The following is a 273-nucleotide window of genomic DNA, read 5'->3' on the forward strand; positions in this document are numbered from 1 at the left end:
GGGATAACCCAAGCATCCTTTTAGATCTATCCCTATAGATCTTCATCCCTAGGATGTAGGATGCTTCACCCAAGTCCTTCATGGAGAACTATGATGATAACCAAATTTTTATTCCCTGTAGTGTGGGGATGTCATTCCCGATTAAGAGAATGTCATCCACGTACAAGACAAGAAATACCACAACTGGACCATTTGCCCATTTATAGATGCAGGGCTCTTCTCCATTTTTAATGAAGCCATACATTTTGATCACCTTATCAAAATGCATGTTCC

The 273-nt window shown here is 40.3% G+C and carries 1 protein-coding gene; it reads right to left on the reverse strand.

All coding sequences use genetic code 11. From position 1 onward, the window contains the following. Positions 1-88 precede the first annotated feature (88 nt). Positions 89-273: hypothetical protein (locus tag EXE42_RS19950; protein WP_137707124.1), on the reverse strand; the 185-nt coding region annotated here is incomplete at its 5' end.

Origin of the sequence: Halorubrum sp. SP3, assembly GCF_005435195.1 — an archaeon.
Classification (GTDB): domain Archaea; phylum Halobacteriota; class Halobacteria; order Halobacteriales; family Haloferacaceae; genus Halorubrum; species Halorubrum sodomense.